This window comes from Lamprobacter modestohalophilus (assembly GCF_016583905.1).
Taxonomy (GTDB): Bacteria; Pseudomonadota; Gammaproteobacteria; order Chromatiales; family Chromatiaceae; genus Lamprobacter; species Lamprobacter modestohalophilus.
This window is the reverse complement of record NZ_NRRY01000047.1, coordinates 1-26,530: the sequence shown is the minus strand read 5'-3', so window position 1 is coordinate 26,530 and position 26,530 is coordinate 1. Positions and strand designations below refer to the sequence as shown.

Sequence of the window (26,530 nt, the reverse complement as noted above, 5' to 3'; positions counted from 1 at the left end):
CCCGCTTTCAGGCTGTTTGGCATCCTTGCCATCGTCGGTCCCAAAAACAGTCTCAGACTAAGCCGCTTGCGGCTCACCCTGCCCGGCCTTGAGCTGACACTCCGCCAGCAAGCGGCGCAGGAACACCTCCGGTTCCAGCTGTTCACCAAGCAGACGCTGCTGCCGGCAGACGTTGGCTACATCGCCCGGCGTCAGTGTCGTCAAGCGCTCCAAATGGCGGGCCAACCGCTCCGGCACCACGGCGCTCTCATCACCCAAGGCCTCGCGTGCAAAGAGTCGCAGGCGTTGCTCCGGCTTGAGCGCCCGGAACTGCAGCTTGAAGTCGAAGCGCCGCAAGGCCGCTGCATCCAGTCCGCTCATCAGATTGGTCGCGGCGATAAAGATACCCGGGTAGCGCTCCATCTGCTGCAGCAACTCGTTGACCTGGGTGCGCTCCCACTGGCGCTGCGCCTGGCGGCGATCGGCGAGAAAACTGTCGACCTCATCGAGCAGTAACACCGAGCGTTCGGGATCGAGACTGGAAAACAGCTTGGCCAGATTTTGCTCGGTCTCCCCGACATAGGCCGAGATCAGGTCCGAGGCCTGACGGGCGACCAGTTCGCGATCGAGGGCTTCGGCAATCACCTCGGCAAACTCGGTCTTGCCGGTGCCGGGTGGCCCATAGAAACAGAGCCGGCCTTGGCCTTCGCGCTCCAGTGCCTGCACGAGAGCACTCGGATGAATGCTGCCCGCCAGATTCAGATAGGCGACATCAAACACCGTCGCAGACGCCCGCCGCCGCGGCGCTGGGCTACCTTGCAGCAGTTGCCGCAGCGAGGCCACCCCGGCCCGCACGCTGGGCTCGATCGGCGCCTCGGGCTGCAGATCCACCAGTCGCCGTGCGGCACCGAGTTGCGCCGGCATCAGCGCCTCATCGGCCGCCAGTTCATCGAGCAGCGTCGGCGGCAGGCTGAGATCGCCCAGATGCCGCTCCGCCTGTTGCCGACGCACCGAGCGCGGCGGCGTCACAAAGGCCAACGGCAGCAGGAAGCGCCGCTGGAAGGCCGGGTCCATGCCCTGGGTCTGGTTAGTGATCCAGATCGTCGGCACCGGGTTCTCTTCCAGGATGCGATTCATCCAGCCCTTTTGCTCGCCGCTCGGCCGTCCGCTGAGCAGGGCGAACAGGTCCTGGCGCGGGATGATCACGTCCTCGACCTCATCGAAGATGAGGACTGCATCTTTGCGTTTGGCGAGCAGGCGCTGCGCGAGCAGGTAGGCCGACAGGCGCCCACTGCGACTGAGCCCCTCCTCGTCCTCGCCGGCGCTGCGCACCTGATAGGCGCTGAGCCCGCTGGCGGCGATCAGGGTGCGTGCCAGTTCGGACTTGCCAGTGCCAGGTGCACCATAGAAGAGTGCGTTGACGCCGAGCACACTGTGGCGCGCGGCATGGTTCAGCACCCGCTGCACGCGCTCGGCCGCCGTGTGCAGATGCGGGAACGCGCCGAGAGGCCATTGCGCCGGTGGCGCCGGTTCGATCAGCTTGGCGAGCAGGCCCGCTTCGGTCTCGGGCTCGGCCTCGACCAGTTCGACCAAGAGATCGCTTGGCGTCAGGTAATCTTCCAGATCGATGCGCGTCGAGCGCCCAATCTCGACCAGGCCGAGGGCTCTCAGCGGCGCGCGCTTGCTCAGCGCCGCGCGCAGCGTCTTCTCCGGCAGCCCAAGCAGGGCGGCCATGTCGGCACGCAGCCCGCTGATCACCTGTTGCCCAGGACGCGACTCGTTGAGCAGTTGGCGCAGGTCGCGGTTGGACTCGCGCAACTCGAGGAAGTCGAGCACTTGCACGGCGGTGGCGTCGAGGTTGAGACAACGCCCGAGCAGCTTGGCGGTCGGCGCGACGGTCTCCTCGCCATCTGCTGCGGCGAGGGATGCAAGCAGGTCTCGGCTCAGGTGAGTATAGAACTGCTGCAGCAGTTGCAACCGTGGCTTTCCGCGCCGTGGTGTGCTGCGCATGAACGATGGCAGCAGACTTTCATCCTCGTCATCGTCCTTGCGCTGACCCTGCGACCGCTGCAGCCGACGTAAGGCTAACTGGCTGCGCCGGCTGAGCTCGGCCTCGGCAACAGCGAGCGTGGCGTCGAACTGACCGAGCACGGCGGGCTGTAGCAGGCATTGGGTCAACGGCCAGAGGGCGAGCAGGAAGTCCGCATCGTCGAGGCGATCCTTGAAGGCGCTGTCGCTGAAAAACAGTTGCAGGCTCAGCCGCGCCAAGCGGCGGGCCTGGGGTGGCAGGGTCTCGAGGTCTTGGCGAATGAGATGGTCGCTCGGGCTCATGGGGCGCTCCTGTTGGACGGTGGCGAGTGGGGTTGCGTCCAAGTGTGACAGGGCGACGAGACAGAAGCTGTCGGATGCCGGCTCGGCCGAGCCGGGGAATGGGGGTTGCGCGGGCGAAGATATGCAGCGAGCGTCAAGCGATCGGATCGTCAGGGTCTGAGGGATAGAGGCCCGCCATCTTGCGCGCCTGTTCGGCGAGCACGTGGCGCAGTTCGACGGGAGCCAGCACCTGCAGATTGTCGCCGGCGCCGAGCAGCCAGCGCAGAAGCTGGCCCGTCTGCGGAAGCTGGGCCTGAAGACGCACATCGAAGTCGGAATCGTCCGGCTCCTCCTCGCTGGTCTGGTTCTCGCTGAGCGGACAGGCCAGCAGCAGCGGGGTTAGATAGCCGCGCACGCGGATCACCAGTTCGATCTGCTCACCACGACCGAAGTCGATCTTGCCCTCGGCCAAGGCCCGATCCAGATCGAAGTCTTCGGCGGCGCGCGCGGGGATCTGCGGCTTGATCTCGGCGCGGATGAAACGGTGCAGCGCATAGAGCCGCAGGTCATCTTCGTCGTTCTTGAGCGCGAACAGGTAGGAGATCGGCCCGCGCTGGACCAAGGCTTGTGGATGCAGCAAGGGGCGGCTGCGCTCACCGGCGGCGTTGCGGTAGACCACCTGCAGTGCGCACTGCTGGGCCAGCGCGCTGATCACCGCATGCAGCACCTCGGGATAGAGTTCGACCGGACGCAGGCGCAGGCTGTCGGGGACCACGCGCAACTGCTGGTCACTGAGCAGTGGGCAATCGCCTTCATGCAGCAGGCGCTCCCAGAGTCGATCGAGTTGGCGTTTGGGAACGGCCTCGGCGATCAGGTCACGGACCTGACGCAGGGTGTACTCCCAGATCAGGACGTCATCGTCGACCTCATGGCCGATGCGTCGGTAGCGCAGCGGCTTACCGCCAGGGTTGACCGCTTCGATGCAGCCATCCTTGACCAAGGTCTCGAGGTCGCGCTGCAGGGCGCGGCGGCGGCTGTTGGAACTGCCCTTGCCGTAGGCTTCCCCGATGATCTCGAGCAGACGAGTGCCATCGAGACAGTCGCCGGCTTTGCTGCCCGGCTTCGGCAACAGGGCCTCGAGCCGGCGCAGACGTTGGATGCGATCGTAGTAGGCAGCGCTCATGGTTCCAGTATAGGCGAACTCATGGGACAGAAGCTGTCGGATCACTGCGGTTTAATGGGGCTCATCCGCCCTACCTGAGGTATCGCCCATGTCCCGCCAAGACCGTTCTCTGTCCTCCCGCGAACTGCTCAACCGCATCGGTCTCGATGAAGAGACGCCCAACAGCCTGCTGCAGGAGGACTCGCTGGACGCGTTGCTGGGTGACCTCGAGGGGGATCTGAGCGCGGTGCTGCTCGAGCGGTATCGGCTGTTGAACCAGCGTCACGCGTTCAAACCGGGCGATCGGGTGTGTTGGAAGCCGGGTCTGAAGAATCGACGGCTACCGGCCTATGGAACACCCGCAGTGGTGCTCGAGGTGCTGGACCCGCCGATCACCGATGGCGAGACCGAGAGCGGCAGCACCTATTTCCGCGAGCCGCTCAGTCTGGTGTTGGGGCTGTTCTGGGATCGCGAGCCGGGGCGCGGGGATTTTGTGATCTTTCATTTCGATGGGCGCCGGTTTGAGCCCTTTGACCCGAAGCGGGCATGATCGCACAGCAGGTGCCTCGTGCTGCTGAAGAAGCAGTTGTTCAGCAACGTCATCCGGAACTGAAATCATCACTTGTTAGGTGTTCTAATGCAGGCATTCACGCATTTTTCGAAGCACGCATTCGATCGTATCGCGCAGCGAACTCAGCTTCGCTGCGAAGACATTGCGCACATCTTGGACCGGAAACTCGCTCTCAATACCGGCAGAAAGCCCGGCTTAAATCGCAATCATCTCCTTTTTTATAGCATTCCCGATGATGATTTTTTTGTGGCCATCCAAGATGAACTCACAGGTACTATCGTCACCGTGCTTCCGCTTGATTACCATGCCAATCTTGCATGGAACATCTCCAGCGAAGATTGCGCGAGCGCGAAGGCGCTTTGCATGAATGCCGCTGCTGAACATGCGCAGTCACAACGGTCATCTAGCGCAACGACGTTTTTCATACATGGGCATTTTATTGATACCGAAGGAAAGCAAAAAACAAAAGCCCTGCAAAAGATCAATTCAGTAGCATACAAGAACGACCTGGAGAACTTACTCTCCGATCAAGCGATTTTCTCCAAACTTGAGGGCGTTGCCGCAGACAAAGGAATTGACATCAAGAAGATGTTTGGGATCACAATTCGCCTTGGTAGGAAGGGGACACCAAGGATCATCGATCTTAAAGCACCGCCCCCGAATCAGGCGTTCCAGTGGCCTAACATTTAGTCTCGCTTGGCGACGGCGAGAGGATGGTGGCCGTCGCTGAGCCTTCCTGCGATGCAGGATGTTCGATCCAGTGCTTCATCTGCGTGGGCTGGATGCTTTCAACCTCGATCAGGTCGTGTATCGTCAGTGCATTCGATTCCAGGTGGCTGCTTCAACAGGCGGCTCAGGCGATCGACAAGGAGGCCATCATGAGCTTTCGTTTCTGGCGCCGTGTTCAGCTCTTCCCAGGCGTAAGCCTGAACCTGAGCAAATCCGGCGCGTCGCTCTCGCTCGGACCGCGCGGGGCCAAGTACACCATCGGCGCGCGCGGCACCTGCGCCACCGTCGGGCTGCCGGGGACCGGGCTGTTCTACACGGTGCAGAATCTCGGCCGGGCCCGTCAGGATCGGCCCCGCTCCACGGCCCCGGTCACGCCAACGATCCCGGTCCAGGACCGGCTCTCGCTCGGCTTCTTCCTGCGTCTGGTCACCTCGGTCGATGAGCAAGCCTTCGTCGCTGGGCTGCGCGCTCTGCACAGTGGCGACGAGGCCGAGGCCTTGGCGCAGTTGGAGTCGGCCCCCGAGCAGGCCGATGCCGCTTGGACTGCAGGGCTGCTGCGCCTCAAGCGCCACGAGCTCGAGGCGGCGCATGCCCTGCAGCGTCAGGCGACCTTGGGTCAGCTCTACGCCAAGTATCAGGTCAACGCGACCACCAGCTTTTCGGTCACCCCGGGGGTCACGGCCCACATCGGCCCGCGTGAGCGCGGCACCCGGTTGGCCTTGGCCGAGCCGCATCAGCTGCGCGATGAGCACGCGCTGGCCGCCGAGCATCTGCGCCTGATCCTGGCCGAGACCCCGGAGGACGTGGTGGTCAAGGCGGCGCTGGCGGAACTGCTACTCGATGTCGAACCGATCCCACTCGCGAACGCTGATCAGGTGGTGCAGCTGAGTGCGGGACTGGAGAACGAGACCCCGGTGCATGCCGCGCTGCTGCTCTACAAGGCGCGGGCGTTGCGCGCGCTGGGGTTGCATGAGGTGGCGGTAAGCACCCTGACCCAGGCCTATCGGCGCAAGAAGGACCGGCCCGAGGACCTGCTGCGCCAGATCCGTTATGAGCGGGCGCTGGCCTATGCGGATGTGGGACGGCGCGGGGATAGCGGACGGGAGTTGTCGGCGATCTATGCCGAGGACCCGGGGTTTGAGGATGTGGCGGTGCGGTTGGGGGTGCGGGGATGACTCCCGTTCGATTGCGCATCCTCCCCTGTCAGGATTCACCCGCTCATGCCGAGCGCTGCCGGTCCGCCTTGGCGCTTCATCATCACCACACCCGCGCCCTGGGCATGAGCGCGCTCGCAGCCATTGAGCAGGGCCGCTACCCTGGACCCTCCGGTGAGCCAGTCGACTGGGAGCAGGCGGTCAGAGACGCGGTCGCGGCTCGCTGCAGCTTGCCACCGAACGCGGCTCTCCCCTCACCCGCTTGCAGTCGTCATCCAAGTACCGACGTCCAGGTCGTCAACGAAACGACACTGATGGCGGCGCGTTGGCGGGTTGCAGACGGCGACGCCGTGCTCGCGCTGAACTTCGCCAATGGTGTCAATCCAGGCGGTGGCTTCCTGCAAGGTGCCCGGGCTCAGGAAGAAGTCCTGTGCCGCTCAAGCGCGTTGTACGCAACGCTGCGGGGCGATCCGATGTATGCGCATCATGCCAGGCGTCCTCAGCCGGACTCGACTGATTGGGCCATTCTCTCGCCCGAGGTGCCGGTGTTCCGCACTGATGAGGGCACCGCGCTCGAGGCGCCCTGGCCGCTGAGTGTGCTGACCTGTGCCGCGCCCTATGCCCCGGCGCTCGGGCAGCCACTCGCTGGGGATCTGCTGCAGGCGCGCATCACACGCGTGCTGGCCATCGCACGGGCGTTCGGCTACGACACCCTGGTACTCGGTGCCTGGGGCTGTGGCGCGTTCGAGAACGATCCCATGCGCACGGCCGAGGATATCCATGCGGCCTTGTCGGGTCCGTTCAGTGGCGCCTTCCGGCAGGTGGTGTTCGCCATTGCCGATTGGTCTGCGGAGCGCGCGTTCCTGGGGCCATTTCGGGAGGTCTTTGCCGATGCCGGCGCCACAACCGCACTGAGCGGACGGCCCGTGGCATCGGGACCATGAGCAAGGCTTCCCTTGTGCATCTGGACTTGGAGGCGAATGCGCATCACAGCCACCCGTGACAAACGACCCTCACTGCGGTTCGTCCAGGGGATCAATGTCGAGCTGACCTACGGTTGCCAGCTCGACTGCCCGCATTGTCTGCAAGCCGATCACCGTGCCCGTGGTGAGACGGCCTGGGCCGATCCTGGACCGATCCAGCGCGCCTTGCGCGAAGCGCTCGACCTCGGGCTGATCCGTGTGGGGATCAATCTGACCGGCGGTGAGATCCTGCGTGCCGGCAGTCCCGTGCCGACGCTGCTGGAGACGACACGAGCTCTCGGAGTTCCGGTACGTCTCAACACCAATGGCTGGTGGGGACGGGCACGTCAGTTCAGGATCGGCGAACAGGGTTTTGCAACGGCTGAGGAGCTGATTCTGTGGCTACAGTCGATGGGCGTGGCCATCCTCGCGCTCAGTATGGATGAGCGCTTCGTGCGCTATCCCGCGTTGTGGTCGAGCACGGTCACCATCGTGCGACTGTGCGAGCGTCTGCAGCAGTCCTATGAGCTGATCTTCACGGGACTGTCATCGGAGCAGATCGACGTGATGCTGGGCAGACTTGCCGAGGAGACCAGGACCGAACTGCGCATGATGGCGATCAGCGACATGGAGCGTGTGGACATCGGCGCGGCGGTCGGCACTGTGGATCGCGGGATGCTGAATGATCCTTCTCCGCTTGAGCGCTTGCAGCAGACCGACTGCGGGCTGCGCGGTTTCTATCGACCGGTCTTCCTGCATCTGGCGCCGAATGGTGGTGTGCGCAGCTGTCTGTATGCGGTGGGGGCGGGCTGGCTCGGGAATATCCATACCCAATCGATGACGGAGATCGTGGCCGCTTTTGCGACCAATCCGGTGGTCCGTTGTTTCAGTGGAGCCGGCCTGGCGTCGGCCGCGGAGGCGCATTGGTCAAGTATCAGGGATGACAGCCTAAGGCCGTGCCATCCCTGCGCGCTCGCGGTGGAATTGGCACGGCATGTCGATGCACCTCTGCGCGGATGATCGACGCTCAGGTCGATGGAGATTCTGCACCGACAGCGTGCTCCAGCCCCCTCGGGCAGGCCGACGCCCAGCGGATCAACGATCCTGTGGCCAGTGAGGATGCACTGGGTTGGCGGATCGCTCGGGCCATGGCGATTTGAGCCGGGCGCGTCGAAACCGGCATGATGACGCAGATCGCGCCGGTGATGTCGCTGACCGCCCTAATGGAGCCACCCATGATCGGGTTAATGGAGCCACACAGACGTGGCTCACAGGGGTCTCGAACGGGCTGAGCCACAGCGAAATACCAAGCGGGAGCCCAATCGGTTCTTCGCACCCAGGTTCTGTGCTGGGCGCCTTGCTGCTCTCTTGCTACTCGAAACCAACACTGACCGCCGGATCACCAGGCAACCCGCGGTAGCTGACCGTCACCGTCATCCCTGTCTTCGGGGTCAACAGCGGCCCGAATGCGCCGAGGCTGATCAGGTCGCCAGGCTGAAAGCGCTCGCCCTGCGCCAACAGCCAGAGGACGGACCTCAGCGGATGCCCAAGGATGGTCCGTCCGGGTGCGCTGAGCAGCATACGGCCCGTCTGATCGCGGGCCTCGACCTGCATCTCGGCCAGTGCGTTGAGTTGATCCTCAGGTGTCGTCCCAAGCGACTCGACCGGTAGCGGCGCACCGAGCACCCCATAGCGGGTGCCAACATTGATGGCCAAGATCAGCGCTCTGGTCAACCGATCGGGATCGGCCACCACGAGATCCGGCAGTTCAATGAAGGGGTAGAGCACGGCCAGGTGCGCGAGCACCTCGGCTTCGGTCCGCGCTTGATTGATGGCGCGGTCGCCCACCTCGACCAGGAGATCGGCCTCGATGCGTGGATGCACGCCCCAGTGAGCGGACAAGCGCACACCATCCGCAAACAGTCCGTCCTAAAACAGTCGGCCCGAGACCGGCTCATGCACGCCGAACCGAGCCTGTACCGCCGCACTGGTCAATCCGACCTTGTAGCCCACCGGCTCGCCCCAGTGTGGCCGCAGCGCCGCCACCAGTTGCTTCTGCGCACAGTGACCATCGTCCGCGCTGATGACACCGAGGCGATCCACCTCAACCGGCTCACCGGCCCGGATCTGCGCGGCCAGCGCAGCCATCTCGGTCTCCGATGGGCAGTCTGCCAGCACCCCGCCGGAGACAGCCATCAGCGCGATCAGTCGCCAGATTCGCTCAAGCATCGATTCGATCCTGTTCACTATCCAACCCCCTCGGTCCTAAGCCACAGGCCATTCGGCTGGTGAGACGCTTGCGCCCGCGAGCGAGCGGATTGATCCGTGATACAGACGGAATGGTCGACGCTTTGTCATGCCGGCTGTCATCACGCGTCGATCTTTCGGCAACCTGGTGCCCGCCAGCGGCGCCTAGAGCATCGCCCACTTGGCGAAGGTCGCGGCCTGCCCCGCTGGGCACCCCTGTGCGTCATTCAACGTCCACACCGTCGCCTGCTCGATCATGAAGCGGCGCCCGGATGAGGAGACGCGCACACCACGATAATCGTCGATGAAGCCCCGTTCAGAGACCGCAGCGAGCAAACGGGCGCGCTCATCACGACTCAAGGGCTCGGCGGAAAACCGCGAAGGCAGGGACGTGATCTGCGCCCAGGTCATCTCGAACAGCCGTTGGGCGGTGAGATTGGCGTAGTTGAAGATCGGATCACGCTCGGTCCCGTGCGAGAGCACCACGAATGGGGCTTGGTAGAGTGCCTCGGCCAGCGACTGGTCTGCCTTGGCAACGAGCAAGTCCGCTCCGCTCAGGCGCCGATAACACGTGCACAGCAGCGCGACATGCTCGGCGAGAAAGGCATTGTCGGGAGAGGGCTCGGACGGCATGGTGGGGCTTCCATCAAGTATTGACAGGCGGTAACTCGCACTCGTGGCTTATCGTCGGATTCCAGGAGCCTCATGATCCTCAGGCTCAAGGGGTCCGCTAACCGATCCAACCCTTGGCGAGATTCGCAAGACAAAGCCGAGAACCCCTGACACTGAATCCCATGACCATCGACGATACCCAATCTGCCGAGCAACAGCTCTTCAACACGGGCACCCTGGTTCCGTTTCGGGTTCTCGACACCCAGACGGAGATCGCGCCGGATCAGGAAAATCTCTTCGTACGCGTCGAACTCATGCTCGAGGACGACCAGGAAGAAGCCGACCCGGAAGAGCTTGTTGAATGGGGCGCGTTCGGCTTCTTGTTCGCCCTGGCTGCACTCTCGTTCCATGATGCCCGGCCGCGTGGCACCTCAGCAATCGAGTTTCACAGCGCGGACCTGTTCACGGTTGCCGATTGTCTGCAGGCCCTCTCGTTCGGGCGCTACGGACTGCGCATCGAGACCGACTATCTGCGTGGACGCAGCATGAAAACAGCGGTGACCATCCAACCCGACGGCAGGGTCACCCTGACCACCTGGGGCAGAGGCAAGAGCGCCTTGCATTGGCTCGACCGTCTGCAAGGCAAGCGGCGCCTACAGGCCGTTTCGACCGGGCCGGCGGCGAGCTGAGGACGCGATTCATCTAGCATCGGCGGGCATCCTCTGGCACCGTACAGAGAAGCACCACTTTAGAGTGCCAGATTCACTATCTCACCCATTGGAGCCGACCCGATGAAGCTAAGACCATTCGGCCTGCTTGCGCTCGCCTTGCTCGCCCTTGCCAGCCTGTCCATTGCCGCCGAACGCGGACCGCCCGTGCCCGACTATCCGTTTCAAGAGGTCGCTGCAGGCGTCTTCGTGATCCAAGGCCCCATCGCCTATCCGTCCCCAGAGAATCAGGGCTTCATGAACAACCCGGGTTGGGTGGTCACCGATGCCGGCGTGGTCGTGATCGACCCAGGCGCGAGCGTCCAGAGCGGCGAGATGGTCTTACGCGCGCTGCGCAAGACGACCGATTCGCCGATCATCGCGGTGCTCAACACGCACGTTCACGGCGACCATTGGCTGGGCAACCAGGCGATCCGGGCCGCTTATCCCGATGTTCCGATCTATGCCCATCCCAACATGATCGAGGCCATTGAGGACGGCGCCGGCGAGCAATGGCTGGACCTCATGCTGAGAGCCACCGAGGGCGCAACCGCCGGCACTGAGGCGGTCGGACCCACCCAAGCCGTGGGCGGCGACACTGAGCTCCAGCTTGGTGGGCTCACCTATCGTATCCACCATTGGGGTCAGGCGCATACCAACAATGACCTGATGATCGAGATCCCCGAGCGCGCTGTGCTGTTTGCCGCCGACAACGCCAACAACCAGCGCATCGTGCGCCTGGACGACGCCTCCTTCGCAGGCCTCATCGACACGCTGGAGCGCGCCAAGGCGCTTTCGGTCGAGGTCGTGGTACCGGGCCATGGCCCGACCGGCGGCCCCGAGATCATTGAGGAGAATCTCGTCTACGTCGCGACCCTCCGTCAGGCGGTGGCTGAGCTATTCGATGAGGGGATGAGTGACTTCGAGATGAAGAACCCCATCGCCGAACGTCTAACCGCCTACCAGGACTGGGCCGGCTTTGACGAGGAACTCGGCAAGCATATTTCCCTGGCCTATCTGGAAGTGGAGGCCGACGCCTTCTGAACACAGTGCGGGCCTTGCGCCCGCCCTTCGCCCCAATGACCCAATCAGGATCTAGGTGCTTGAGCGGCGGTCGCCTGGGGTGCGATCAGGATCAGGTCGCCGACCTTCTCGATGAAGTGCAGCCAATAGGGCCAGGCCTCGGTGAGGCTGGCGAAGTAGCGCCGGACCTCAGGAATCTCGACGACCTCGCGCGGATCAGCGTCCCAGCCGGTGAAGACCACCGCGCCCCGGCCTTCCCAGCGCTCGGCCAGTTCGCGAGTCTCGGTCATTAACTCGAGCTGCTGCAGCACCGGGGCGATGTCGCCGGCCTCGACCTCGGCGCGCGCGATCTCGATCAGCAGCCGATCCTCTTTCGCCGGTGACAGACGCGCCTTTGGATAGCGGAGGGGGCGGTTGTTAGGGTGTTCGGACTTGCTCATCCGCTCAGCATAGCAGCCGTGGCTCACGGGTCGGGTGCGGCGGGTCTGGTCGAGGCGCCGTGCGCTGCTTTGGGTACCCTCGTCTGATGAACGGCCTATGATGCCACGCGCCGGTCGTTTCCGCCTCAGCAGTGCGCCACCGGCAGCTCGTCGAGGCGCGTGGTGTAGCGCGGCGAGCGGAACTGCTCGCGTCGGCGCCAGCGCGGTGCTGGGCGCGCATTCGCCAGCGTCAGGCTGCCGCGACCGAAGCGGCGGTTGATCTGATCCAGGGTCGCCATTAGCGCCTGGCTGCGCGCATCCGCGGTTGGCTCGGCGAACAGGTCCGGCTGTCGCTCTGCGGCGCGACTGAGATCGAGCAGGATGACCCCGGCCTTCGCGTAGGCCGGTCCCGGCTTGTAAATGCGGTTGAGCCCGGCGCGGGCGGCGGCGACCAGCGCGCGCGTGTCCGCCGTCGGGGCGGCCAGCGGTACGACCCGGCTGGCGGCATAGGGTGCGGCATCACGGCGAAAGGCACTGCTGCGGATCTCCACCAGGATCGCCGCGGCCTCGCCCTGCTGGGCGCGCAGCTTCTCGGCGGCACGGCTGGTGAAGCTGGTGATCGCCTCAGTCAGCTCCGCGAGGCTCGAGACCGTCGCGCCGAAAGTGCGGGAGCAGCGGATCTGCTGCTTATCCGGGCTCACCATCTCGAGGTCAAGGCAGGCGATGCCGCGCAGCTCCAGCGCGGTGCGCTCGAGCATCACCGAACTGTGGCGGCGCACCTGCGCCGGCGGGGCTCGGCGCAGATCGAGCGCGGTGTCGATGCCCAGGCGCGCCAGCCGTTGAGCCAGGCGGGCGCCGACACCCCAGACCTCGCCCACCGGGATCGGCGCGAGCAGGCGCTCGACCTCGCCGGCCTCCAGCGCCTCGAGATCACAGACCCCGGCCCAGGCCAGGTGCTGCTTGGCGAGATGATTGGCCAGCTTGGCCAGGGTCTTGGTCGGGCCGATGCCGACACAGACCGGCAGCCCGGTCCAGCCCAGCACGGTGGCGCGCATCCGCTCACCGATGACCGCGGGCGGCCCCGGCAATCCGTCCAGCGCGAGGAAGCTCTCATCGATCGAGTAGACCTCCTGCCGCGGGCTGAAGCGACCCAGGATGCGCATGACCCGATTGCTCATGTCGGCGTAGAGCGCGTAGTTGCTCGACAACGCTGTGACTGCCTCAGCCTGACCCTGCAGCCGTCGCCGGGCCTGGAACCAGGGCTCGCCCATCTTGATCCCGAGCGCCTTGGCCTCACGCGAGCGCGCCACCACGCAGCCGTCATTGTTGGAGAGCACCACCACCGCCCTGCCCTGCAGCCGCGGCTGGAACACTTGCTCGCAGGACGCGTAGAAGCTGTTGCAGTCGACCAGCGCGACGGGCATGCCGGTAGCCGTCGCTCAGACGCTCTTGATCACACGCGTGACCACACCCCAGACCTGCAGCTCCTGACCGTCCTTGAGCTCGATGGCCGGATACTGCGCATGCGCGGCCTCCAGCCGCACCACCTGCGCTTGGCGGTGCAGGCGTTTGACGGTGAACTCGCCGTCCACCACCGCGATGACGATGCGCCCATGGCTGGGCTCGAGTGCGCGGTCCACCAGCAGCAGGTCGCCGTCGTCGATACCGGCGTCCACCATCGAGCAGCCACGCACCCGCAGCAGGAAGCAGGCCTCCGGATGCGGTGCCAGCAGCTCGTTGAGATCGATCGCCGCGTCTTGGTCGTCCTCGGCCGGCGAGGGAAAGCCCGCCTGCACCGGCCAGCGCAACCGGGGCAGTGGTCGATGGCTGCGTGTGGCGAGGCCAGACAGGACGCCGAGGGGTTCTGCGGTGGTCGCAACCGGTGGCGTGGACAACACGCCACCGTGCGCGCGACCGACACTGAAGCCTAAGCCTGGCTCGGGACGTGCAGGATGAGACCGGATGACACGCTCAGGCATGGGTTGGCTCAAGGTCGGCGTAGTGAGGGTGTGAAAAGACAGTTTAGCCGAGCGCGCCGCAGCCTGCCGCGGTGATGGTCCTCCCTGCCGCGGCGGCGAGCCATACAGCAACACCAGATTCCTTACTACCTTCCGTCATCCGCGGACTGATCCCCATTCCAACCATGCGGGTAGCATCCAGCTTAAGGTCTTCGAGCGCTTTATACATCGCGTCGTATTCAGCGATCTGGAAATCAAGTCCGCACGCTAGCCAGACCATCGCCACCTGCGCCTGCTCGACAGGCCCAGCGGCGGCGAGCGCAATCGGATCGACAATAGGGCCACGAACGCACGGAATATGCACGTTTGCCCCAAGCAGGCGCTCGCCGCGCTCGGCGGCGCAGTTGATGAGCGCTGTCGCCGTCTCAGAGAGACCGACGCCTGAAGTCATCACCCAGCCGGTTCGCAGATCAGAGTCTACCGCAGCTTGTCAGACACCTCCTGTCGCACGGCTTTGGTTCAATCGCCGTAACACACCACGGAGACGAACCATGCCGAGCCGCACCCGAGTCCAACGCCCATCCTCCTCAACCGCATCCGCGCGCCCACAGTCGGCAGCACAAGGCGCTGGCCGCCTGACCTTCTGGCGCGCCGATTTCGCGGACATCCCCGCCGCACCACGACGACTGGCGCGCCTGGCTGTCGAACTGCGCGCCCTGCTCGGTGCGGATCGCAGTGGATTCTCACGCCGCGTCGAGAGCGCCGCCCTGCTGAGTCTGCTACTGCCGCTGCTCGAGCCGCAAGCGCTGGCCAACTGGGCCGCCGCACATGAAGACGACCTCGAGCCCGAGACGCTTGCGGCCTTCACCGCCGATGCCCTCGCCGCCGACACGCTCGAGCTCGACGATACGGATGGTCACCGACTCCTGCGCAGCCTGTTCGCGAAGCGCACCACCGCGCTCCAGGCCCGCCTGCGAAGCGCCGACGGCACGGCGCCGGTCAGCCCGACTGTGCAGCTCCTCGCCGAGGTGTTGGGCCTGAATGCGATCGAGGCGCAGCTGCTCGATTATCTCGATCACCATGCGCGCTCCGAGCCGCTGCGGACGCTGCTGCGCTGCTCCGCACGCGCGACCAGCCTGATCAACCGCTCCCGACTGAGTCGCTTGCTCGCGATCCCCGAGCCAACACTGGCCGAGGCCCTCAAGACCAACGCGCCCTTGCGTCGGCTGGGATTACTGGATTACGAGCCAGAGGCCGATCTGGAAGATTTCCTCACCGCGAGTGACCTGCTGAAGTCGGTGCTGGACGCGGCGCCCACCAGCCGCGAGGCGTTGCTCGCGCTGCTGATCGAGCCGGCGCCGGCCGCCGACTGGACGCTGGCCGATTTTCCGCATCTGGCGAGCGAGAGTGGTGCGATCTCAGAGACCCTGGCGCAAGCCTTGGCGACCCGAAGCCAGGGGGTCAACGCCCTGCTCTACGGCCCGCCCGGGACCGGCAAGACCGAGTTCGCCCGGGCACTGGCTGCGGATCAAGGCTTGGCGCTCTATCAGGTGCGCAGCAGCGATGAGGACGGTGATGGCCTCAATCGCCGCGGACGGCTGTCGGCCTACCTACTGGCTCAGCGCCTGCTCGAACGGCGACCCGATGCGCTGTTGCTGTTCGATGAGGTCGAGGATGCGTTCGAGTCCAGCGACAACCTGCTCGCGTTGTTGCGCGGACAGCGCACCGGCCAGCAGAAGGGCTGGATGAACCGCATCCTGGAGGAGAATGCGGTGCCGGCGATCTGGATCACCAATGATGCCGAGGCGATGGACCCAGCCTTCCTGCGTCGGTTCTTGCTGCCGCTGGGGTTTCGCTCGCCGCCGCGCTCGGTGCGTCGGCAGATGGCCGAACGGCAGTTGGGCCACCTCGGCGTGTCGCCGCAGCTGTTGGATGATCTCGCGGCCGATGCGGCGCTGACCCCGGCGCAGTTCGGTGCGGCGCGACGCTTGGTGACGCTGCGCACCGCTGCCGATCCGGATGCAGTGACCCGCGCCGGGATCTCGGCGCAGCGCAGACTCTTGCAGGGCGCGCCGGTCGCGCGTCGGCGCACTCCCGCAACCCGCTTCGATCCGACGTTCCTGAACCTGGAGGGCGAGCTGAGTCCGGCTCAGCTGTTGCAGGCGCTCGAGCGAAGCGGTCAAGGCAACCTCTGCTTCTACGGCCCGCCCGGAACCGGCAAGACCCAGTTCGCGGAGGTGCTCGCCGAGGCCCTGGATCGCGAGTTGATCGTGCGGCAGGCCTCCGAGCTGGTCTCAGCCTATGTCGGGGAGACCGAGCAGAACCTGGCACGGCTGTTCCAGGATGCTGATCCGGTGCAGAGCGTACTGCTGCTCGATGAGGTCGATAGCTTCCTCACCGATCGCAGTCAGGCACGCCACAGTTGGGAGCGGACTCAGGTCAACGAGCTGCTGCAGCAGATGGAGCGCTACCCCGGCATCTTCATTGCCGCAACCAATCGCATGCCGAGCCTGGATCAAGCGGCACTGCGGCGCTTCGAGATCAAGCTACAGTTTCGGCCGCTCAATCGCCAGCAGCGGCGGGCGTTGTTCGCGCGCGAGGTGTTCGGGGATACTGAGACCGAGGTGCCGGCCCTAATCGCGCGGCATCTGGATGCGTTGGAGTCGCTGACGGCCGGCGATGTGGCGACGGTCTGCCGCCAGCGGGCGTTGCTGGCTGAAGATCTCGGCCCAGAGCAGTTCCTCCGACGATTGGTGGTGGAGTGTCGGTTGAAGGGTGCGGGACAGGTCGAGGCGGCCTAGCTCATGCCATCTGCAACATGAGCCGCGACGGGCTCATCAACCCTGGGTCTTCTTGGCTCGCGTCGGGCAAGCTTCTTGGGTCTAAAGGCGACGAGGTAGACCACGCGAATGTTCGAGCGAGCGACTGAATTGAATACACCAGCGGCTGGAACACTCGGCATCTTCTGGTTCTATAAAGATCAACTGTTGGCTTGCACGGTCCCATTGACGCAAGCCGAGCGCCGCGGTCAGCGGCTCGATAGCCCGCTGGGGCATGTCTCGGTGTGGCCGCGGCTGGTCGCTCAACATCGCAAGAGATGGCCCCTGTTGAGCATCCTGGAGTACGACGAGGTGCCGCGCGGTCGGGTCATCTTCGACCTGCTGAAGCAGACCTTCGTCGTCTACATGGATGAATCCCTGTTCGTACGCTCAGCTGCGGGACTGCGCCCGGACCCAATCGTCGCTGAGGCGCTGCGCACGTCCTTTGGATTACAGGAGCAACAGATCTGCTTCGCGACCGATCCGCATTACCGCCTGATGCTGTCGGTAGCGGACGATGATGGGCGCTAAAGCTCAACCCGAGCGTGCATCAAACGACACAAGATGTCGCACTAGAATGCTATTAATAGTGGCTGCAGAAGGTTCAGTCAGCTGACGCGGGCGGCCAACCGCCCATCAACGCTGCAACGCGACCGGCCATCCGCGGCAACTCACCCGCGGGTGAAACCTTGGGCGATGCTGACCTCACTGATAGGAGACCACCTCATGTCCGAATCAACATCCGGTATGGCAGATCTGGAGCAGCTCGTTGCACGGCATGATGAACGACCGGAGGCCCAGGCGCTGCTCAACGCACTCAAGCGCAATCAGGCCGCACTGTCGAAAATGCTCGCCAAGTGTGACGAGGGGCCTCCTGAGGCGGAGGACTGCATCTACCGTTTTTATCATGGGAGCCGCAAGGTCTACATGATACAGAGCCTCACCGAGGAAATAGCCCCGCTCTTGCAGCAGCAGATGCCGGATCGCCCATTGAATCCAGAGTTCGTTGAAATCCTCCAACAAGGCACAGGGCTCGAGCCTGAACGAAGACAGCCCGAACGTCGGGCCAAAGCGACGCGTCACATGCTGGAGGCGTATTTTCACGCTCACTATTTTCTGGAGATGGCCGTCAAGTATGGCCGCGAATTGGAGTACCCGCCCTGCTTGATGCCGAGCGGATGGGCGGCGCTGCTGTACCTCTACAACCTGCGTTGAGCCAAATGCCGGGGCGACTCCCGGGCGCAAGAGCCAACTCGTGTTGCCCCAACATGCACGGGCGAGGAATCACCTAAACGATGAAACGACGCACCTTTATCCAATCCATCGGCGCCGCCGGCGTACTCGGGCTTGGCGAGCAGCTGGCCCTCGCAAAGGTCAGCAACTCGAATGCCTCCGTGCAAACGCTCACGCCTGTTGTTGAGCGATTACCCGAGGTCTTGGCCGAGGTCGGAGCCGAGCAGCACACCCTGCAGGCGTCCATGGCAGCCTCAGCGGCCGAGCGTAGCGACGACGCTGTCGAGTTCGGTCTTGCGTGGGAACTGGGTGACTACCATTGCTATCCGCTGCTGATTGGATTGGGAGCGCGCGCCGAGTATGTACTCGATGCCATCCACACCGCCGGCAACCTCCCGCTCGACGCCGGCCTCTACCGCACCGGTAACCAGCGACACCAGCAGGCGCCGAACTGGCTGGCCCAACGTCTCCAAAAGACCGCCGCCGTGGTGCTACTGATCGATCCCGATGATCCGGCCGCGCTTGAGGATGCGCACGTCTGGGCGCGATACCTTCAGGAGGCAGACATCGATCTGAAGGCGGCATTGGTGCTCGAGGCCGAAGACGCGGGCTTCGATCCCTCTTGGCGGAGCGAGCTGGCACTGACGGTGATCGATATCCGCGCCGGCGACGGCGGCCTGGAGACGACCACCCTTGTCCGCGCCTTGCTACCCTGTCTGCTGTTCCAGCAGATCGCGCTGATCGGTGTCGATCTGGCCGATATCTGCACCCTAATTGCTTCCGGCTCCCGCGCTTGGACCACGGCGGTGCATCTGCGAGCGCCCGATGACGTCACGGTAGCCCTTGCGCGCGCCTTCGCCAACCTGCCGTCAATCAGACCGACCGGTGCGATGGTTTGGGTCACCAGCGGCCTGGATTACAGCCTCCGAGAGTTCGACGCGATCGTCGAAGCGTTGCATCAGTGGACAGGTGATCCGATCACGTTCCTGCATGCGCCTTCCTTGGATGACCGCTATGCCGACGGTGAGCGGTTGCTGAGCCTGACGCTGTTCAGCGACTGAGCGCGACCTCGCAACATCATCAATGAGAGATTATCCGGCGCACCAGCAGAGAGCACGGCCTCCCGGTAACGGCTGACCTGCTCCGTCACGGACAGCTTCGCGTGATAGAGCCCCATCAATTGGGCCTCGCCGAGGGTGTCATGAACGCCGTCGGTACACAGCATCCAGGTGTCTCCCGGCATGCAGTCGCCCTGCTGCCAATGGACGGCGAAGCCGTCTTCCGCCTCGTCGGCGATCAGCATGTGCTCCAGATCGTCATAAAGCTGCCCGACCGACTGATCCGGGCCAATCTCGCCGCGCTCGATCATGGATTGACGATAGGTGTGATCCTTGGACAGCCGCTGCCAGACCCCATCGCGACGGATGCGATAGACCCGCGAATCGCCCACATTGATCACACTGAAGCGTTCATCACGCCATTGCAGCAGGGCCAGGGTGCAGGCGGCACCGTGGGTCCGCCGATGCCCTGCCAGCTGGCGGCACAACGCGGGATGCACCTGGCTGCGGATCAGCCGGGGACCGATCCAGCCGTCTTGCCACCACTCGGGCGGTGCCTGATCGGCACGCCGCAGTGCCTCCAGCACCGCGCGGCTGGCCCGATGCGGAACGGGACTGATCGCCACCCCATCGGCGACCGCGCACAGACCGCCGGATCGACTCAGGATGCTGTCGGTGATCGGCCAATCCGGGGATTGAACGATGTCCTGTCCCACCAGCATGGCATCCTGCTGGCTCCGCGCTACCCGTCCCCGGTGCTGGGTCACGGCCACCTGGATTGCGTCGGTCATGGGCGAATCCGCAGGCAGTCAGCGCCGCTGGTGGTATAGCCGCTTGGATAGGGACCGACCTTCGCCAGCGGTTGCGGGTGCAGTCGCGTGTCCACGACACCGGCCAGCGGGAGCAGCATCAACAGGCCCAACCAAGGGTGCCAAACAGATCGGACTGTCATCGGTGACCTCCTTCACGCAGGGTGTGCAGTGTGCCGGATGAAGTGTGCAGGATTAATGCGACAGTCTCTGTCGTAAACAACCGGAGAATGGGGCGGAGTTAAGACCTCATCGGAGATGATGATGCCTCAAACGCGCGTGCGGAAGACGAACCTGGTGCGGGTGTTCTATCGTGTGGAGTCTGTGGTCTCCGCCTCCCAGTCATTGAAATTGATGGCGATGGTTTACCTATCACCCGCTGCGTTTACGTTTAAATTGAAGACCAGTCCGGTATCGCGGTTTTAGATGTCGTACACTGGCACAGCCAAGAATTCGTTGTCCGCACCCAACACCCAGCTGTTTGAGAGCAAGCATGCAGAATCACAGAGTAAACTTCTCGGATATTCAAGATAGGGCGTCAATTTAATGCTGAAAACAACTTTTTTTCATGATCTGCCAAGTGTCAGAGACATTCTCGCCGACGCGCAGACGGTCTTTGTTATCCCAACCTTTCAGCGCCCTTATGCTTGGGAGGAAAAACAGATCCGGGATTTACGTCAGGATCTCGCTCATGCGGAAGTGATGAGCGTTCCCCAGCACTATTTCGCCCAAGCGCATGTCGTCGAGGTCAAAAAAGGACATAGTGCAGATGGACATAGTGCCCAATTTCCTCTGCTCGATACCGAGCATCCGGCATTGGACACGGCTCTTGAGCATTACCGAATTGGTAACATCCGTCAACTCTATGCTGTCGTCGATGGCCAGCAGCGACTGGTGACTCTCTATCTGTTGTCGATCTTGCAGGAGCTATTGGCGCCCTCGCCGGTATTGCCGGCGCCCTATCCAAATCTTTTCCAACTCATGCTACCCAATGGAGCCTACTTACCCAGAATTATTCTTGGCACTGCGACAGATCATGTCTTTTTTGCTGCGATGATCGACTGGCTTCACGGGCAAAGACCTGGCACTGTGACAGCAACTGTTATTGAAGGCCATATCAACGGATTGATCACCACACCTAATAGCCCCGCGCAGGAACGTCTAAAGAAGGCAGTGGCCTTGCTGCTAAATGAATTCTTCCTCCCTCCTCATACCGTATCATCCATCCCAACGCTCGTCACACACCCCATGGTCAGAATGGGTTTGACGGAACTCGGCACAGATTATGCCCTGACTTCTTTCATTACACTCAATGATCGGGGCAAGCCCCTAAGTCATCTGGAGCGCATTAAAGCTTTTTGGCTGGAACGGGCGATCATGGCCAGACAAGCTCTGCCTCTCATCGTCAAGATTCATAGTGTCTTTGGGGATCTGTACCGGACCGCTGATCGGTGTGTCCACGCCAAGCTGGCAAAAACACTGGAAGAAGCTGAGGATATGCTATGTCAACTTCTATATCACTGGCTGGACATGCAAAATCCCCAGCATGAACTGTGGTACGGTGCCGGTAAAGTCTATAGTTGGTTCTTGGAGCAACCATCCCCTCTAAGCATTTCTGATTGGATTCAGGCAGCCGAAGAGTTGCGGGATCAACTGGATCATCTATGTACGGCCTATCTGGACCCAGCTTTGCCATCGGCGCTAGCGCCGTCGATTCACTATCCGGTAACATCGACACTACATGAAGACTACTTTGCAGTCTTGATTCGACTTGGACTACCACCGCATCTTCTGGCGCTTTTGCTGAGATTCCGCCAGCAATTCGCTGGTCTCGAATGGCATGACCGACATCCTTTCCCGGTCGCTGTTAATCCGAAATTAATCCAACCGATCTGCGATCTGCTAAATGAAAAAGCCGGCAACTTGCCACTGGAAAACTATCGTCAACGTATTGACGCTCATTTACCCATCAGATGCGGCAATCCCAAAAACAGTGGATACCTAGTAACTGCGAATAAATCCATCCTCGAAGCAGTGGAGCGCATTGCATTGCTGGCATGGAAAGCAAACTCAAATCCACGGGTCGGGTTTACCAATTCCTGTGCTATGACTTTTTTAAAAACGTCAAACGTCACGACCGAAATCACTAGATGGTATGCGTTTTGTAATTATGGTGCGCCCTATGACCAGTATTATATCGATAATCTATGCTATCGTAATGCATCCAGTTCAGAACGCCACCTGCTGTGGGAATGGGAGCGCTCGCTCATTGAGCAGGTCAAAGGGCAACCAATTCCACGCCATCCTGGGCGACCACCTTTAGAGCTGGAGCATGTATTGCCCGAAGCCTGGAAGGACACCATTGCTAAATCCGGGCAAACCTTCAATCAATGGGGTTTCAAAGACGAGACGGACTTTCAACTCAACCTATTGCAGAGAATCGGCAATAAGGCTCTACTTTGGAAACGCTGCAACGAATCGGTAGGCAACGACCACCCTGACATCAAAGCGAACCACTATGTTGGCGGGCTGTGTGCTCATGCGCCGAATGCCTCTGAACTCAAGCAAATCGAGCAGCTTGGACAGGGTTTACAAGGTCTGGGCGCAGGCCCCAATCCCGTCTTCAAGGAGTACATCGAGCTGCGCTGTGCAGAATTAGCGGCATTTGCTTTACGGCGGTTTTGTTGACAAATGATTCCGTAGGCGGAGATTTACGCCAAATGGACGAGCATTCACCCCGTCCCACACATTTTGATGGCAGAACGGTACGGTTCAAATCATTCCGGGCGGGGCGAATGCCCCGTCTGGCTGGAGTCATGTTGCGCATCTATTCAGGATAACGCTTCCGGTTGTTGCCATTCTCCGCTGTCAATGTCGAGCGTCGACTGATGGCGCACGCCGATGTCCACCCAAATCCGCCCGATGCGGAGACAGTCGCTGAGGCTCAAGGCCGGTTGGCTCAGACCATAGCTATGATCGTAAAGATCGTGGAACAGCCAACAATGCGGGATCGTATCCAACGGTCCCGGAAAGCGGCGAATGGTCTCGCGAAAATCCTTGTCCAGCCTCGGAGCGTCCGTGTCATTGCCTTTCATGGACGTATGGCGCACGGTCAGAAAATTGTCGCTGTCCTCATCGATCTCAGGATCGTCCTCGCGCAGCATGAACGAGAGCGTGACATCGATTTCAAAGTCGTCAAGGGGGTCACCCGGATCGGCGATCCGAGCGCACATTTGGGCGCAGACCGCTTGATCGACCCGGTGGAGGTACGCTTGCAGGTATCCCAGACGGTCATTCAGTCGCACGAGGCGGTCGATGTCCTCCGGGCTGAAGTCGTCGTCCGCCGTCTGCTGGGCGGGGAAGAGTGACTTCATATGGTCCGCTTTTCGACGCAGCCGTTCCAGCGCGTCAGCCGCGTCGCCGATCCGATATTGGAAGTCCGCTAGGGCTTCACGCTGTTTGGGTGTCATCGGTGATCTCCAGGCCTGGATGATGAGTCTGGACGAGCTTAGCAACGCTGTGCGACAGAAGATGTCGCTAGAGAGTAGAGGGATTGCCCTTTCACCGCTCGCGCCGCCAGTCCGCTCCCCGATAGACCCGCACCGGATTGCCACGAATCAGACGGGTATGCTGCCGCCAGCGAGCCGTGTCAGCGGCACGGGTCTGGGTCGCAGCGCGGGCATCGAATTGCTCTGCCAGCCGCGCGAGGGCGAGCCGGCGATTGAGATGTTGCGAGCGTTCTTCCTGCGCCATCGCGCTGAGACCCGTCGGCAGATGGGTGACGCGCACGGCGCTTTCAGTCTTATTGACATGCTGCCCACCAGGGCCGCTCGCCCGCAGGGTCTCGATGCGCACGGCGCTGTCATCCCAGCGGTCGGCGGCCGGTTCCGCAAAGGCGGCGATGCTGACGAACCAGTTCTTGCGAGGATGACGCGGTCGATAGGGACTGGCACCGGTCCATTGAATGGTGCCCAGCCAGGAGGCGACATGACGCTCGGCATCCGCACCGCTGACCCTCAGCAGGATGGAGCGCGCATCGCCGCCATGCGCGCCCGGCGTTCGAGCAATCTCGTTGACGGCCAGTTTCTGTGCCATCAGATCGCGGATCAGGATCGGTGCCAGACGCCCGACCACCCACTCGCATTCAGCCGGACAGCGCCCGGCGGAGAGCTGCAGCCAGAGGGTCGCGTCACTCATCGACGACCCCGCTTGGGCTTGCGGACGCCTGGCTGTTTGTGGGCCGGGAGGCGGACCTTATAGGTCAGCACCGGGCGCAGGGTGGCGATGATGCGGCAGAGTCCAGCGTCGACCAGATCGGCCACTACGCGGTCGACGCCCTTGTAGGCCTCGGGCGCTTCGTCGTAGAGCAGCTCTTTGTCCTCGCAGATCACCTGGCCGCCAAGCGCGGTCTTCTTTAGATCCTCCGGACGCTGGCGGGCGCTCAGTCGTCCGCGCGCTTCACCGCGCTTCCATTTGCGCCCGGCGCCATGGGCGAGTGAACGCAGGCTGACGTCGTTGTTGGTGCCGGGCTGGACCAGATAGGACAGCGTGCCGCGGGAGCCAGGGATCACGATCGGTCCGCGATCCGCCGGCGCCGCTCCCTTGCGATGCAGCCAGAGCCGTTCGCCCGCCCAGTCGACCGGCTGCACCAGGTTGTGCCAGACATCGAGCCGCCGCTCGGCCTCCAGGCTCAGGGCGTCGAGGAGGCGCGTGGCGATCAGTCGGCGGTTGGCGTCGGCCCAGTGCAGGGCTTGATCGTGCTGCTTGAGATACGCGCGGGCCGGGGCGGAATCCGGCTCCAACCCGCGATGCCCCTGAGTGTCGATCACCGCCCGCAGGACCGACTCGCCCAATCCGCGCGAACCGCTGTGGATCAGCAGGAGCAGTCGGTCTTTATCCAACTCCAGCGCCGCGAAGGTGTCACTGTCGAGAATCTCCTCGACTGCTTGCACTTCGGCGAAATGATTGCCACCGCCGATGGTGCCGAGCGCGCTGTCGAAGGCCGTCGACGCGAGTCCCTGCGCGCGTCGCCAGTGCTCGAGGTCACCGTCCCAAGGGCCTTCCAGGCCGGTCAGGCGTGCGGCGGCGCGCTCTGGTTTGAACTTGTGCGTGGGCTGATCGGTTTGCCAGAGCGCCATGCCGCAACCGATATCGTTACCGACCAGGGCCGGGTAGACCAGTTCGGCCAGGAAGGCGGCGCCAATCGGATAGCCTTTGCCGGGATGCAGGTCGGGCAGGCCAACCGCTGCACGCATGCCGGGAAGCGCGGCGGTCTGCTCCAACTGACGCAGCGCTTCGCCTTCGATCCAGGTCTCCGGGGATGCAATCAGACAGACGGCAGGCATGCGTCAACCTCTTGGGTGCTGACAACGTTGGCGGGCAGTGCGTTTAGCGGCACGCTCACAGCGTCACGCCCAGTACACAGCGCTGCGCGGGCCAGTCATCGTGCACAAACACCGAAAGCACCATCATCTCTAGCTCAGGCAAGGCTAGGCGCGCGGGAAGCTGTTCGCCGAGTGCGTCGTAATCGTGGATGGTGAATCCAGGGCCGGCATGCACAAAGCCCAGCAGCCCCTTGGACGGCGAGGAACGATACCGGCTGCCCAACCGCTGCAGGGCCGCATCACGCTGATCCAGTCGGCTCCAGGTCGTCGCTGCAGTCTGATGCGAGCGGTCAAGACGCAGTACTGTCCGCACATCGCCAGGGTCGTAGCCGACAGATGCGGTGGAGAACAAGAGCGTGCCATCGATGAGTATCTGTGCCGCCAGACGCTGGTAGGCGCTTGAGCGCGGCGCCAAGTCGATGACGGCATCGAAGTGTTCCTGGAGCGCGGCGCGCCAGTGGGTCTCCCGCGGTGCTGCTGAGGTTGTCAGCGAATCATTGAGCAACAGCGCGATGCAATAAGCGCACTGTGGTGGTCGCCAATTCCTCTCCTGTGCGGCCAGATCGACAACCGCCAGGGGATCGCTGGGATCGACCAGCAGCACCAGATAATCCGCCGGTGCCGGCTGGTTGCGTAGCCAGTCGGTGAGCATCTGGGGGTTTGGCGCGTGATGGACCATGAGTTCGACCTGCGTCATGTCCGTGCGCGCCTGTATCGCTTGCATCAGCGCCGCTGCCGCTGAACCCAAACCGATGCAACAGGAGCGTAAGGTCATTAGCCAGTCGTTGGCCTTCACATCGCCCAGTGCGCAGTGCGAGGCTGGCTTGTCTGGCTCGGCCCCCGATGACCAGGGTGGCAACCGGCCCTTGCTGTTGACGGCCGCAAGTCCTGGCAGCGGACTCAGCAGCGTGGCACTGAAGCCCTGGAGTAACCGTCGTCGTTGCATGTTCAATCCTCCATCCATTTGATGCCGCGTCGATCCCGATAGACCCATTCATGTGGCTCAGTCTAATCCTTGTTTGCGACGATGGTTGTCGCATCCCGACCGGAGATCGTCAGGCATCGGCCCGAAGCAGGCCGGATACAAGAGACAGACCCGAAGTGGCTAACCGCTTCTGACCATCCTCAAGACTTCTTCTCTTTCATCGAAAAGAATGACGCCATCGCGCGCGACGCGGTTCAGCACACCCTGTCTATGACAGATGGTCGCGACAGCGCCTGTCGCACCAGGGGACGCATCGTCAGAGCGCAGCGCCAAAGCTGATCCGCCAGTCTGGGTCAGGAGTTCGTTGCCCTTGGTGCCTGTTGTCTCATCTCAACCAGGCCAGCCAGGAGCCTTGCAAAGGGTTCGATCTGTCGTCGAACACTGGCGTCCTCCAGCGCGGCGATGTACC

The 26,530-nt window shown here is 62.9% G+C and carries 27 protein-coding genes; 12 read left to right on the top strand and 15 right to left on the bottom strand.

What is annotated here, in order from left to right; all coding sequences use genetic code 11:
• Nucleotides 1-57 precede the first annotated feature (57 nt).
• Both CKO42_RS20405 and CKO42_RS20400 read right to left on the bottom strand, forming a co-directional pair.
• A complete protein-coding gene (locus CKO42_RS20405) occupies nucleotides 58-2,310 on the bottom strand; it encodes an AAA family ATPase (RefSeq protein WP_200248095.1) in 2,253 nt (750 codons plus the stop codon).
• A gap of 133 nt (nucleotides 2,311-2,443) precedes the next feature.
• The gene (locus CKO42_RS20400; protein WP_338034963.1) at nucleotides 2,444-3,517 is read right to left on the bottom strand and encodes a helix-turn-helix transcriptional regulator; all 1,074 of its coding nucleotides are present in this window, start codon (nucleotides 3,515-3,517) and stop codon (nucleotides 2,444-2,446) included.
• 43 nt (nucleotides 3,518-3,560) lie between these two features.
• On the opposite strand from CKO42_RS20400, the gene CKO42_RS20395 reads away from it, so the two are divergent.
• The 5 genes from CKO42_RS20395 (at nucleotide 3,561) to CKO42_RS20375 (ending at nucleotide 7,887) form a co-directional block, all read left to right on the top strand.
• Nucleotides 3,561-4,001, top strand: coding sequence for a hypothetical protein (locus tag CKO42_RS20395; protein ID WP_200248093.1), 441 nt, complete (start codon nucleotides 3,561-3,563; stop codon nucleotides 3,999-4,001).
• 87 nt (nucleotides 4,002-4,088) lie between these two features.
• Nucleotides 4,089-4,712, top strand: a complete 624-nt coding sequence (locus CKO42_RS20390) for a hypothetical protein (RefSeq protein ID WP_200248091.1) — start codon at nucleotides 4,089-4,091, stop codon at nucleotides 4,710-4,712.
• 188 nt (nucleotides 4,713-4,900) lie between these two features.
• On the top strand, nucleotides 4,901-5,926 hold the full coding sequence (locus tag CKO42_RS20385; protein WP_200248089.1) for a DUF4236 domain-containing protein: 1,026 nt from the start codon (nucleotides 4,901-4,903) through the stop codon (nucleotides 5,924-5,926).
• A gap of 104 nt (nucleotides 5,927-6,030) precedes the next feature.
• Nucleotides 6,031-6,849, top strand: a complete 819-nt coding sequence (locus CKO42_RS20380) for a TIGR02452 family protein (RefSeq protein WP_242479567.1) — start codon at nucleotides 6,031-6,033, stop codon at nucleotides 6,847-6,849.
• Between the two features lie 36 nt (nucleotides 6,850-6,885).
• Nucleotides 6,886-7,887, top strand: coding sequence for a radical SAM protein (locus CKO42_RS20375; protein WP_200248084.1), 1,002 nt, complete (start codon nucleotides 6,886-6,888; stop codon nucleotides 7,885-7,887).
• A 351-nt stretch (nucleotides 7,888-8,238) separates the two neighbouring features.
• On the opposite strand, the gene CKO42_RS20370 is transcribed toward CKO42_RS20375, so the two are convergent.
• From CKO42_RS20370 to CKO42_RS20360, 3 genes are all read right to left on the bottom strand, one after another.
• The gene (locus tag CKO42_RS20370) at nucleotides 8,239-8,769 is read right to left on the bottom strand and encodes a fumarylacetoacetate hydrolase (protein ID WP_200248082.1); all 531 of its coding nucleotides are present in this window, start codon (nucleotides 8,767-8,769) and stop codon (nucleotides 8,239-8,241) included.
• 27 nt (nucleotides 8,770-8,796) lie between these two features.
• The gene (locus CKO42_RS20365) at nucleotides 8,797-9,096 is read right to left on the bottom strand and encodes a hypothetical protein (protein WP_200248080.1); all 300 of its coding nucleotides are present in this window, start codon (nucleotides 9,094-9,096) and stop codon (nucleotides 8,797-8,799) included.
• Nucleotides 9,097-9,279: 183 nt separating this feature from the next.
• On the bottom strand, nucleotides 9,280-9,747 hold the full coding sequence (locus CKO42_RS20360; protein ID WP_200248078.1) for an MEKHLA domain-containing protein: 468 nt from the start codon (nucleotides 9,745-9,747) through the stop codon (nucleotides 9,280-9,282).
• Between the two features lie 161 nt (nucleotides 9,748-9,908).
• Between CKO42_RS20360 and CKO42_RS20355 the strand changes: the two genes are divergently transcribed.
• Together CKO42_RS20355 and CKO42_RS20350 are read left to right on the top strand one after the other, a co-directional pair.
• Nucleotides 9,909-10,415, top strand: coding sequence for a hypothetical protein (locus CKO42_RS20355; protein ID WP_200248076.1), 507 nt, complete (start codon nucleotides 9,909-9,911; stop codon nucleotides 10,413-10,415).
• Nucleotides 10,416-10,517: 102 nt separating this feature from the next.
• Nucleotides 10,518-11,477 carry an MBL fold metallo-hydrolase gene (locus tag CKO42_RS20350; RefSeq protein ID WP_200248074.1) on the top strand — a complete coding sequence of 320 codons (960 nt, stop codon included), beginning with the start codon at nucleotides 10,518-10,520 and terminating at the stop codon, nucleotides 11,475-11,477.
• A gap of 44 nt (nucleotides 11,478-11,521) precedes the next feature.
• On the opposite strand, the gene CKO42_RS20345 is transcribed toward CKO42_RS20350, so the two are convergent.
• The 4 genes from CKO42_RS20345 to CKO42_RS20330 form a co-directional block, all read right to left on the bottom strand.
• Nucleotides 11,522-11,896, bottom strand: a complete 375-nt coding sequence (locus CKO42_RS20345; protein ID WP_200248072.1) for a hypothetical protein — start codon at nucleotides 11,894-11,896, stop codon at nucleotides 11,522-11,524.
• Nucleotides 11,897-12,021: 125 nt separating this feature from the next.
• A complete protein-coding gene (locus tag CKO42_RS20340) occupies nucleotides 12,022-13,299 on the bottom strand; it encodes a Y-family DNA polymerase (protein WP_200248070.1) in 1,278 nt (425 codons plus the stop codon).
• Between the two features lie 15 nt (nucleotides 13,300-13,314).
• The gene (locus tag CKO42_RS20335; RefSeq protein WP_200248068.1) at nucleotides 13,315-13,854 is read right to left on the bottom strand and encodes a LexA family protein; all 540 of its coding nucleotides are present in this window, start codon (nucleotides 13,852-13,854) and stop codon (nucleotides 13,315-13,317) included.
• Nucleotides 13,855-13,897: 43 nt separating this feature from the next.
• Nucleotides 13,898-14,284: a hypothetical protein gene (locus CKO42_RS20330; protein ID WP_200248066.1), complete on the bottom strand. Its 387-nt coding sequence runs from the start codon at nucleotides 14,282-14,284 to the stop codon at nucleotides 13,898-13,900.
• Between the two features lie 100 nt (nucleotides 14,285-14,384).
• On the opposite strand from CKO42_RS20330, the gene CKO42_RS20325 reads away from it, so the two are divergent.
• The 4 genes from CKO42_RS20325 to CKO42_RS20310 all read left to right on the top strand — a co-directional run bounded on the left by CKO42_RS20325 (nucleotide 14,385) and on the right by CKO42_RS20310 (nucleotide 18,946).
• On the top strand, nucleotides 14,385-16,634 hold the full coding sequence (locus CKO42_RS20325) for an AAA family ATPase (protein ID WP_200248064.1): 2,250 nt from the start codon (nucleotides 14,385-14,387) through the stop codon (nucleotides 16,632-16,634).
• A gap of 108 nt (nucleotides 16,635-16,742) precedes the next feature.
• A complete protein-coding gene (locus tag CKO42_RS20320) occupies nucleotides 16,743-17,183 on the top strand; it encodes a hypothetical protein (RefSeq protein WP_200248062.1) in 441 nt (146 codons plus the stop codon).
• A gap of 195 nt (nucleotides 17,184-17,378) precedes the next feature.
• Nucleotides 17,379-17,867, top strand: coding sequence for a hypothetical protein (locus CKO42_RS20315; protein WP_200248060.1), 489 nt, complete (start codon nucleotides 17,379-17,381; stop codon nucleotides 17,865-17,867).
• Between the two features lie 80 nt (nucleotides 17,868-17,947).
• Nucleotides 17,948-18,946, top strand: coding sequence for a hypothetical protein (locus CKO42_RS20310; RefSeq protein ID WP_200248058.1), 999 nt, complete (start codon nucleotides 17,948-17,950; stop codon nucleotides 18,944-18,946).
• Here CKO42_RS20310 and CKO42_RS20305 read toward each other — a convergent pair.
• On the bottom strand, nucleotides 18,898-19,734 hold the full coding sequence (locus CKO42_RS20305; protein ID WP_200248056.1) for a PP2C family protein-serine/threonine phosphatase: 837 nt from the start codon (nucleotides 19,732-19,734) through the stop codon (nucleotides 18,898-18,900). The two genes, CKO42_RS20310 and CKO42_RS20305, sit on opposite strands and share 49 nt — an antisense overlap.
• A complete protein-coding gene (locus CKO42_RS20300) occupies nucleotides 19,731-19,895 on the bottom strand; it encodes a hypothetical protein (protein ID WP_200248054.1) in 165 nt (54 codons plus the stop codon). Before CKO42_RS20300 ends, CKO42_RS20305 begins: the two co-directional genes overlap by 4 nt.
• Nucleotides 19,896-20,298: 403 nt before the next feature.
• Here CKO42_RS20300 and CKO42_RS20295 point away from each other — a divergent pair, with 403 nt between their 5' ends.
• Nucleotides 20,299-22,440: a DUF262 domain-containing protein gene (locus CKO42_RS20295; RefSeq protein ID WP_200248052.1), complete on the top strand. Its 2,142-nt coding sequence runs from the start codon at nucleotides 20,299-20,301 to the stop codon at nucleotides 22,438-22,440.
• Nucleotides 22,441-22,583: 143 nt separating this feature from the next.
• Here the strand turns inward: CKO42_RS20295 and CKO42_RS20290 are convergent, their stop codons facing one another.
• The 4 genes from CKO42_RS20290 to CKO42_RS20275 all read right to left on the bottom strand — a co-directional run bounded on the left by CKO42_RS20290 (nucleotide 22,584) and on the right by CKO42_RS20275 (nucleotide 26,082).
• Entirely contained in the window at nucleotides 22,584-23,222 is a 639-nt protein-coding gene (locus CKO42_RS20290) for a hypothetical protein (protein WP_200248050.1), read from the bottom strand.
• A gap of 91 nt (nucleotides 23,223-23,313) precedes the next feature.
• On the bottom strand, nucleotides 23,314-23,949 hold the full coding sequence (prfH, locus tag CKO42_RS20285) for a peptide chain release factor H (RefSeq protein ID WP_200248048.1): 636 nt from the start codon (nucleotides 23,947-23,949) through the stop codon (nucleotides 23,314-23,316).
• A complete protein-coding gene (locus tag CKO42_RS20280) occupies nucleotides 23,946-25,097 on the bottom strand; it encodes an RNA ligase RtcB family protein (RefSeq protein ID WP_200248046.1) in 1,152 nt (383 codons plus the stop codon). The genes prfH and CKO42_RS20280 overlap by 4 nt, the downstream gene beginning before the upstream one ends.
• A 55-nt stretch (nucleotides 25,098-25,152) precedes the next feature.
• On the bottom strand, nucleotides 25,153-26,082 hold the full coding sequence (locus tag CKO42_RS20275; protein WP_200248044.1) for a hypothetical protein: 930 nt from the start codon (nucleotides 26,080-26,082) through the stop codon (nucleotides 25,153-25,155).
• Between the last annotated feature and the right edge of the window lie 448 nt (nucleotides 26,083-26,530).